1 protein-coding gene is annotated in these 356 nt (G+C 71.9%); it reads right to left on the bottom strand.

All coding sequences use genetic code 11. From position 1 onward, the window contains the following. Positions 1-356, bottom strand: a 356-nt coding sequence (locus SB772_RS39495; protein WP_410838450.1) for a pirin family protein, incomplete at both ends; no start/stop codon positions are given.

The following is a 356-nucleotide window of genomic DNA, read 5'->3' as shown; positions in this document are numbered from 1 at the left end:
CGGCCGCGTGATGCGCGAACGCGGGCGCCGTGTCCTCGTGCTCGACCGGCAGCGCGACCCAGGTCTGGATCCCGTGCACCGGCTGCTCGAGCGGCCGGTCCTCGTCGGGCGAACGCTCCGCGTGGACGATGCCGCGTCCGGCCGTCATCCAGTTCACGTCGCCGGGCACGATCTTCTGCCGGAAGCCGAGGCTGTCGTGATGCATCAGCGTGCCGTCGAACAGGTAGGTGACGGTCGCGAGACCGATGTGCGGATGCGGCAGCACGTCGATGCCGCTGCCGGCGGGCAGCACGGCCGGCCCCATTTCGTCGAAGAAGATGAACGGGCCGACGAGGCGCGCGGCGCGCGCGGGCAGC

The sequence above is a fragment of the Paraburkholderia sp. SIMBA_030 genome (assembly GCF_046535245.1).
GTDB lineage: Bacteria > Pseudomonadota > Gammaproteobacteria > Burkholderiales > Burkholderiaceae > Paraburkholderia.
This window is presented reverse-complemented; position numbering and strand designations above follow the sequence as displayed.